General features: G+C 71.2%; 2 protein-coding genes. Both read left to right on the top strand.

Annotated features, from left to right (window positions below; translation table 11 throughout):
- Positions 1–172 precede the first annotated feature (172 nt).
- Positions 173–727: an ActR/PrrA/RegA family redox response regulator transcription factor gene (locus tag AC2W7C_RS17710; RefSeq protein ID WP_486002546.1), complete on the top strand. Its 555-nt coding sequence runs from the start codon at positions 173–175 to the stop codon at positions 725–727.
- Between the two features lie 171 nt (positions 728–898).
- Positions 899–1,315, top strand: coding sequence for a DUF2141 domain-containing protein (locus AC2W7C_RS17705; RefSeq protein ID WP_486002545.1), 417 nt, complete (start codon positions 899–901; stop codon positions 1,313–1,315).
- The last annotated feature ends 208 nt before the right edge of the window (positions 1,316–1,523 follow it).

Below are 1,523 nucleotides of genomic sequence, written 5' to 3'. Positions count from 1 at the left end.
GCGCCCGGGGTGGCCGTCCGCTGGCCGCGTCCCGCGTTGGAGGTCCCGGCGGGGGGGGGGGGGGGGGGGGGGTGAGGCCTTTTCGCCGCCCTGCAGCGGTGTCGCACCCCCGTCGCTGAACCTTGACCGCAGCGCGGCCGTTACCGACTTCAGCGTCAAGGAGAGACCGATGATGCCCGAGACCGAAGCCCGCATCGCCGCGCTTGAGGACAAGACCCTCCTGCTGCTGGACGACGACAACGCCCTGCGCACCCGCATGGGCCGCGCCCTGGAAAGCCGCGGCTTCCAGGTGACGACCGCCGGTTCGGTGGCCGAGGCCAATGAGGCGCTTCGCGCCGCCGTCCCGGCGTTCGCCGTGCTGGACATGCGGCTGGAGGACGGCAACGGCCTGAAGGTGGTCGAGGCCATTCGCGATCGGCGCGAGGACGCCCGCATCGTCATGCTGACCGGCTACGGCGCCATCGCCACCGCCGTCGCCGCCGTGAAGGCCGGGGCCGTCGACTACCTGCAGAAGCCCGCCGACGCCGACGACGTGGTCAAGGCGCTGCTGATGACCGGCGAGGCGCCCGAGCCGCCGGACAATCCGATGAGCGCCGACCGGGTCCGTTGGGAACACATCCAGCGCGTCTATGAGCTCTGCGACCACAACGTCTCGGAGACGGCGCGGCGCCTGGGCATGCATCGCCGCACGCTGCAACGCATCCTGGCCAAGCGCGCGCCGCGCTGATCTTCTCCTGAAGCGGATGTCCGTTCGCGTTTCGCGAACGGACAGGGGCGGCCGTTCGCGAAGGCCGCCTGTCCGGTCCTGAATGTCCGGTGGCGGCCGTCTGAAGCCATCGTCACGGTCGGGTCATCGGAGGCCCGGCGGTCGGGTCCTCCCTGACCCAAGGACCTTCAGATGATCCGCCTCGCCCTCGCCGCCTCCCTGGCCCTGGCTGCCGCCCCGGCTCTCGCTCAGGACGCGCGGTCCACCGTCACCCTGACCTTCGAGACCGGCGCTTCCACCGGCTCGGTGATGATCGCCCTGTTCGATTCCGAGAGCGGCTACGGCGCGAACCGCGCGGTGGCCAGCCAGGCGGTCAGCGCCTCGGGTCCCGTGGTCGCCGTCTTTCCGGACCTGCCCGCCGGCGACTACGCCGTGAAGGCGTTCCATGACGTCAACGGCGACGGCCAGATGAACACCAATCCGTTCGGCATGCCGATCGAGCCCTACGCCTTCTCCAACAACGCGGTGGGGAACATGGGCCCGGCCAGCTGGAGCCGCGCGCGCTTTCCCGTCTCGGGCCCGATCGCCCAGACCATCGTGATCCGCTGATCACTTTCCTCGGGGGCGAACGCGCTTCGCGCTGCTTGAGCCCCCGCACCCCATGCCCCAGACAGGAGAACCGCCATGCTCGCTTCGCGCCGCACCTTCATGATGGGAGCCGCCGCCCTGTCGGCCGCCGTCGCCACGCCCGACGCCGTCCGCGCCGCGACATCCCTGGCCGCCCCGGACTGGGCCCTGGTCACCGCGGACATCGAGG

Source organism: Brevundimonas sp. CURTG3B2_SDJG (genome assembly GCF_057364705.1).
Note: the sequence above shows the minus strand (reverse complement) of the source record. Positions and strands in the feature narration are given on the sequence as shown.